Source organism: Streptomyces sp. NPDC017991, from assembly GCF_044328075.1.
Classification (GTDB): Bacteria; Actinomycetota; Actinomycetes; order Streptomycetales; family Streptomycetaceae; genus Streptomyces.
Window position 1 is genome coordinate 36,688 of sequence record NZ_JBIRGP010000028.1, and the last position, 6,632, is coordinate 43,319.

The window sequence follows — 6,632 nt, forward strand, 5'->3', positions numbered from 1 at the left end:
GCGTTCGAGGCCACCGATCACCCATCGGCTCCTTTGGGGCCTGAACCCGTACTCATCCATCAGGATCCCCTCGGCCCAGACACCGGAGTCCTGCCCGTGGGTGCCGAACTTGCCGATGACCTTTCCTGCGAGGCCGCCCGTTTCCGTGATGCCGCTGTGGGTGTGACGAAGATGCACGAGTGCCGGAAGACCCGGTTGGGGAAGTCGGGGATCGCTACTCAGGGCAGTCCGCTCTACAGGAGCCGCACGTGGAAGGTGAGTCCCAGTTCTGCGACGTCGAACTCGTTCCTGCGGATCACCCTCTTGAAAATCTGCGGCACTGTCACGGTGGAATCCATCGTGACGTCGATGTCATCGACTTGGAGGTCTTCGTCGAACGTGTGGTGTCGATCGGAAGTAGACGCGAAGATCGCGGGTAGTCATGGTCGTCACTCCTCGCTGGTTTTCTGCGTGCCGACAAGGTTCGTGATCAGTGCGTCTGGCGAAGGGTCAGTTGCAGGGTGTCGCTGCTCGCGCCGCCGCCGCACGTGGGCGCGCCTCCGATGAAGTAGGCCCGGTTGCCGACGCGGGCGGCACCGAATGCGTGCCTGGCCTGCGGCAGGGGTGCGGTGGTGGTCCACCGGTTGGTGCGGGGGTTGTACACCGTCACGTCGTTGAAGGCGTCGGTGTCGCTGCCCGGCCTGCATTCCCCTCCGGCGTACACGATCTGGCCGTTGAGTACCACGGAGGCTCCGGAGGAGCGGGGTACGGGCAGGGGTGCGGCCTGGGTCCACCGTCCGGTGCGGGTGTCGTAGACGTCGTGGCGGTTCAGGTTGTCGCCCACGTCGGCGACCCGGCCGCCGAAGACGTGAATGCGGTGGCCGATAACGGCGACTCCGGCGTGGTCACGGGCCGCGGCCGGTAGCGGCTGGGCCGTGGACCAGCCGCGGTGGGCAGGGTCGTAGACCAGGTGGGTGCGGACGGTGCCGAATCCCATGGAGAAGGGGGAGCCGGGCGGCGTCACGATCTGGTGTGAGTCGCGTCCACCGAGGAGGTGGAGCTTTCCGTCCACGGCTGCGACGGTGACCGATCCGAGGTTCTCGGGCATGTCGGGCAGCTGGTCCCAGCGGTCGAGCCGGGGGTCGTAGACGTAGGCGACGGACTGCGGGTTCATGTGCACAGGACTGGTGAACCCGCCGAAGGCGTACAGCTTTCCGCCCAGCGCGGCGACGCCGACGTGGGTCAGAGCCCGGGGTAGCGGCGCATGCTGCGACCACCGGTCGCGGTGCGGGTTGTAACTGGTGACCGAGGTGGTCGCCCAGGCGGTCGGCCCGGCGTCGTGCTGCAGCGTGCCTCCCACCACGTACACGTCGCCGCCCAGGGCGGCCACGCCCACTTCGGCACGCTTGTCCGGGCTCGGTGCCCTGTCCTGCCAGGCAGCCTGGGTACCGGCTGTGGCGTTCACCGCGTGTGCGGCGGCGACCGTGGGCGTCAGGCCCAGGCCGGCGAGCACCACGTTTCCCGCGATAGCTGCCGTAACGACAGTGGCGCGTACGTATTTCCGCATGTGTCCCTCTCCTTCTTCGCTGGCTTGGGGCCTGGCTCCCGCCGTGGCCGTCGAGCCGCAGCTGACCAGGAAGACGTTGGGCGGAGCTGTCGCAGGGCGCGCGACTCGTCGGTCAGCGCGCCCTCACCACGGCGCCAACATCACCGATAACTCAATCACGTTAGCGTCGATAAATCCAAGGGGGTACCTAACCGGACACCTGCGGGCCGGGCCACCGGGCCCGCTGAACAGATGCGCGACATGGCCGTAGGTCACGGAGATAGCCATCAGGGCACCCGCAGCGGCGGTGGCCAGGGCGAGCGGGGATACTCAACGGCCCAGTGGGATCAGGGCGGCCAGGCCGGCGAGGGCGAACAGGTGAGGTCGAAGAAGTTGGTCAGCCGCGTCGTGGGGACCCGGGCCCGCCAGGCGGCGAGCGTGAGGATGACGGCCTATACGGGCCCCGGTCCGGCTCGGATCGCCCAGCAGCGCGTGGGGCAGGCGGGTGGCTTTGTAGACGTACAGCAGGGCGAAGAGAAGTTCGAGGTAGGCCGCTCGCTGCCGCCCGTCCCGGTCGCGCAGTACCCACCTCGCAACTGCCGGCACGAGCTGGTCCGTCCTTCCGGTTCTCTGGGTGCGGGCAGCGACGCGGAGCGCCGGATGCGGCAGGCGTCCACGCGGCCCGGCCGCACCGCTGCGTCGTCTGGGGGAACCCTCTCGGAGATATGCACCATTGGTGGCTGTTGGTGATACTGCGGGCGATTTGGATTTCCACTGCTAACAGTTTATTGTTATCAGTGGAAAGGCGGGCGTGAGAACGTCTTCCCCGGGTCTGGCCCCTCTAATGGTCGACACCCCCACAGCTAGCTCCCACCTGGAGGAATCCATGTCCGAAGCCACTCAGACAGCGGCGGCCGCCGAGGCTGAGAAAATAGTTCTGCGCTTCTACGAGGCGATGAACACCGGCGATGCGGCCGTCGTCGCCGAGGTCGTGTCCGACCTGCTCGCTCCGAACTGGCAGAACAACCCGCTGGCGCCCGGCGGCCAGCCCGGCCGTGAGAGCTTCGCGCCCACCGTCGGCTGGCTGCGCAGCGTCTTCCCCGACCTGACCATCGGCCACGAGGACATCGTCGCCTCGGCGGACGGCACGGCGGTCGCCGTCCGCTCGGTCAGCCGCGGCACGCACAAGGGCGAAATCCTCGGCGTCCCCGCCACCGGCCGCACGGTCGAGTACCGCGCCTTCGACTTCCACCACCTCGAAGACGGCCGCATCGTGCAGTCCTGGCACCTGGAGGACTTCTTCGCCCTCCTCGGCCAGCTCGGGGCGCAGTTCTCCACCGGCGCCTGACCTGCGCATCCGCAGTAACGGCGTGGGGCGGGGTGCTCTCCTCACCCCACGCCACCCACCGGCTCCGCGCCATGGAGCCGTCCGCCCCTGTGCAGGGGCGGAGACGAAAGGAAGTGATCCTATGGGTGAGCGCCTCCAGGGGAGAACAGTCCTGATCACCGGCACCGGATCAGGCATTGGACGGGCGGCGGCGCTGCTGTTCGCCAGCGAGGGCGCCAAGATCGCCGGATGCGACATCGACGCCGAGCGGGCGGCCGAGACCGCCCGCCTGGTCAAGGACGCCGGAGGCGACATGCTCTCCACCGCCCCGGTCGACCTGGCCGACGGCGAGCAGGTGACAGCCTGGGTGGACGCCGCAGCCTCGCACTTCGGCGGCATCGACGTGCTGTACAACAACGCCGGCTTCAGCCCGGCGGGCACCTTTGAGACCAAGACGCCAGAGCAGTGGTACGAGTCGATACGCAACGAGGTGGACGTCGTCTACTTCCCCACGCGTGCCGTCTGGCGTCACATGAAGGAGCGGGGCGGCTCGATCATCAGCACCGGGTCGGTCACCGCGCACCAGACCAACGGCACGCACCTGAGCGCCCACGGCATCGGCAAGGGCGCGGTCGCCTCCTTCGCTCCGCACCTCGCAGTCGAGGGCGGCCCGTTCGGGATCCGCGTCAACACCATCAGCCCCGGCCTGACCCGCACCAACCAGACCGACCGGTTCATCACCCACAAGGACGCCGACCGCACCCCGCTGGGCCGGGTCGGCACCCCGGAGGACATCGCCCGCGTGGCGCTGTTCCTGGCCAGTGAGGACGCCGGCTTCGTCACCGGCGCCAACATCGTGGTCGACGGCGGCCAGTCCGTCCTGATGCCCGCCAACCGCTGAGTTCCACGATTCGCCGGCGGCCCGTCGCAATGGACGGTCGGCTGGCAGGGCGGGTGGGCCGTCAGGGACGGACAGGACCGCCCGCTCCCGGTAACAGCAGGCGGGCGCGGAGTGGATGACCGCGCGTCCGCCGCGCCGGAAGACGGGGCCTTCAGGCCCACCCCCCCCCAGCCCGAAGGCCCCGTCTCACCCCCTTCCGTCTCTCCCGTTTCCCGTGAGTCCTGCGCTGCGGCGCAGTCCGCGTCCACGTCGCGCATGCAGAGCGCGCCGCACTCGAAACCTCGAACCCCGCCCGGGCTTTGGCTGACTCCTTGTCACCCGACGCCCGCCGCACACCTGTTCTTGATTTGGAGCCCGGGTGGCTACTGACGTGCCCGTGCCCGACCCGCGGTGGCGGAAGGCGCTCGTCTACATCGCCCTCGCGCAGCTGATGGTCGTGCTCGATGCCACGATCGTGCACATCGCGCTCCCCTCCGCCCAGCACGCCCTGGGCATCTCCGACACCAACCGCCAGTGGGTCATCACCGCCTACGCGCTCGCCTTCGGCGGCCTGCTGCTGTTCGGCGGCCGCATCGCCGACCTGTGGGGCCGCAAGCACACCTTCATGACCGGACTGATCGGCTTCGCGCTCGGCGGCGCCGCGACCAACGAGGCCATGATGTTCGGCGCCCGTGCCCTGCAGGGCATGTTCGGCGCCCTGCTCGCCCTCGCCGCGCTCTCCCTGCTCGCCCTGACGTTCACCGACGGCAAGGAACGCGCGAAAGCCTTCGGGATCTCAGGGGCGATCGTCGGCGGCGGCGGTGCCGTCGGCCTCATCCTCGGCGGCCTGCTCACCGAGTACCTGAACTGGTGCTGGACGTTTTTCGTCACCATTCCCTTCGCGGTCATCGCCGTCCCGGGACCCTGTTCGTCATCTGTGACCCGGCCGCGGGCCCTCACCGCGCGCGCCTCGACATCCCCGGAGTCCTCCTGTCGACCCCCGGCCTGATCAGCCTTGTCTACGGCTTCACCCGGGCCGAGTCCGCAGGCTGGTCGGACGCGACCACCCCGGGGCCTGTTCGCCGCCGCGGCCGTACTGCTGACCGCGTTCGTCGCCATCGAGGCCCTGGTCAAGCACCCGCTGTTGCCCCTGCACGTGGTGCGCGACCGCACCCGCAGCGGCACGTACGCCTCCCTGGGCCTCGGCTTCAACGAATTGAGTCCCCTGCAGACCGGTCTCGCCTTCCTGCCGGTCACCGCGGGCATGTTGACGGAACCAGCCAGGTCGGGGCCCGGCTGATGACGCGCATGTCGCCGCGCTGGCTGATGGCACCGGGCCTCCTACTGGCGGCCGCGGCCATGATGCTGCTGGCCCAGCTGTCGCCCGACTCCTCCTACCCAACCCTGATCCTGCCCGTGCAGTACCTGTTCGGCCTGGGCCTGGGCACCGTGCTTATCCCGGGCATGTCGATCGCGACGCGCGGTGTCGCTCTCCACGAGACGGGCATCGCCTTCGCGATGGTCAACACCTCGCAGCAGGTCGGCGGCACCATCGGCACGGCTCTGCTGAACACGGTCGTGGCCTCCGCCACCAGCAGCTATCTCACCGACCGTGCGGCCAGCGGCACCAGCCGCGAACTGCTCCAGGCCCAGGCCATGACAAGCGGCTACAGCCACGCCTTCTGGTGGGCGGTCGGCGGACTCACCCTTCTCCGCCCTGATCGCAGCCCTCTGCGTGCGCGACAGCGACTCCAGCCGCCCCGGCACACCGGCCGCATCCGCCAGCCGCCACGCCACTCCGCCAGCCCAGGTGCCCGCGCTGACCAGCCGCGCCTGATACGCCTGACGGACCGACGAAGACCCAGGCTGGGCCCACCGGGCCCGATGTCCTGCAGTTATCACCGATACGCGTCCACCGTTAGCATGGGAAAATGGTTACTCGAGCCTCCACGACCGACGTACGCGAGCGCATCATCGCCGCTGCCCTCCAGCTCCTCAACGAGCAGGGCCGCGAGGCCGTCTCGACCCGCTCGGTGAGCACCGCAGCCGGCGTGCAGGCACCCACCATCTACCGGCTGTTCGGCGACAAGCAGGGGCTCCTCGACGCCGTCGCCGCCCACGGCTTCGCCGCCCACATCCCGGCCAAACTGGCCATGGACAGCCAGGGCGACCCAGTCGACTATCTGCGCACCGGCTGGGACGTCAACATCTCCTTCGCTCTGCAGAGCCCCGCCCTGTACGCCCTCGTCTACGGCGAGCCACGCCCCGGGGCCCACATGGAGGCAGCCGAAACCGCAGGAAAGATCCTGGCCGACGCCATCCACCGAATCGCGGCGGCGGGCCGCCTGCGCGTCAGCGAAGCCCTCGCCACCCAGATGGTCCACGCCAGCGGCCGCGGCGTCGCCCTGGAGCTGCTGTCGCAGACCGAGGAAGAACGCGACCCGGCCCTGGTATCCACCGCCCGCGAGGCGGTGATCGCCGCGATCACCACCGACGCCCCTGCCCCCCAGGACAGCACCCGCCCCGTCAGCATCGCCGTCTCGCTGCGCGCCGTGCTTCCGCAGATCACTGCTTTGACCGATGCCGAACGCGCCCTCCTTCAGGAGTGGCTCGACCGCATCGCCCAGCCCCTCTCCGAACGGAACCAGACATGATCGTCGTCACCGCCCCCACCGGCCAGGTCGGCAGCCAGACCCTCACCCGCCTCCTCAAGCGCGACGAGCCGGTCCGCGTCATCGTGCGAGACGCGCACAGACTCGATGCCGCCACCCGCGACCGCGTCGACGTCGTCGAGGGCTCGCACAGTGAGCGTTTTCAGCGGTGCCTCTCCAGGGTGAGGACGGCTTTGGTGATGACGCTCATGCGGTTGGGGCTGATGCGGGATCTGCGGAAGATCTGCC

Annotated in this window: 5 protein-coding genes and 2 pseudogenes; 4 read left to right on the plus strand and 3 right to left on the minus strand. The window is 69.3% G+C overall.

The window, feature by feature from the left end; all coding sequences use genetic code 11:
- Window positions 1–469: 469 nt before the first annotated feature.
- On the minus strand, window positions 470–1,546 hold the full coding sequence (locus ACH4DZ_RS43470) for a Kelch repeat-containing protein (RefSeq protein WP_398295176.1): 1,077 nt from the start codon (window positions 1,544–1,546) through the stop codon (window positions 470–472).
- A gap of 309 nt (window positions 1,547–1,855) precedes the next feature.
- Entirely contained in the window at window positions 1,856–2,131 is a 276-nt protein-coding gene (locus tag ACH4DZ_RS43475) for a hypothetical protein (protein ID WP_398295177.1), read from the minus strand.
- Between the two features lie 280 nt (window positions 2,132–2,411).
- Between ACH4DZ_RS43475 and ACH4DZ_RS43480 the strand changes: the two genes are divergently transcribed.
- The 4 genes and pseudogenes from ACH4DZ_RS43480 (at window position 2,412) to ACH4DZ_RS43495 (ending at window position 6,386) form a co-directional block, all read left to right on the plus strand.
- Entirely contained in the window at window positions 2,412–2,873 is a 462-nt protein-coding gene (locus tag ACH4DZ_RS43480; protein WP_398295179.1) for an ester cyclase, read from the plus strand.
- Between the two features lie 121 nt (window positions 2,874–2,994).
- The gene (locus ACH4DZ_RS43485) at window positions 2,995–3,753 is read left to right on the plus strand and encodes an SDR family NAD(P)-dependent oxidoreductase (protein ID WP_398295181.1); all 759 of its coding nucleotides are present in this window, start codon (window positions 2,995–2,997) and stop codon (window positions 3,751–3,753) included.
- Window positions 3,754–4,111: 358 nt separating this feature from the next.
- Window positions 4,112–5,569 (plus strand): annotated as a pseudogene (locus tag ACH4DZ_RS43490) (MFS transporter).
- Between the two features lie 94 nt (window positions 5,570–5,663).
- On the plus strand, window positions 5,664–6,386 hold the full coding sequence (locus ACH4DZ_RS43495) for a TetR/AcrR family transcriptional regulator (protein WP_398295183.1): 723 nt from the start codon (window positions 5,664–5,666) through the stop codon (window positions 6,384–6,386).
- A 160-nt stretch (window positions 6,387–6,546) separates the two neighbouring features.
- On the opposite strand, the pseudogene ACH4DZ_RS43500 reads toward ACH4DZ_RS43495, so the two are convergent.
- A pseudogene (locus ACH4DZ_RS43500) lies at window positions 6,547–6,632 on the minus strand (IS5/IS1182 family transposase); the annotation flags it as partial.

Excerpts from the sequence above, each read along its gene's own strand:
- ACH4DZ_RS43470 (WP_398295176.1), bottom strand. The coding sequence starts at position 1,546 with ATGCGGAAATACGTACGCGCCACTGTCGTTACGGCAGCTATCGCGGGA.
- ACH4DZ_RS43485 (WP_398295181.1), top strand. The coding sequence starts at position 2,995 with ATGGGTGAGCGCCTCCAGGGGAGAACAGTCCTGATCACCGGCACCGGA.
- ACH4DZ_RS43480 (WP_398295179.1), top strand. The coding sequence starts at position 2,412 with ATGTCCGAAGCCACTCAGACAGCGGCGGCCGCCGAGGCTGAGAAAATA.
- ACH4DZ_RS43495 (WP_398295183.1), top strand. The coding sequence starts at position 5,664 with ATGGTTACTCGAGCCTCCACGACCGACGTACGCGAGCGCATCATCGCC.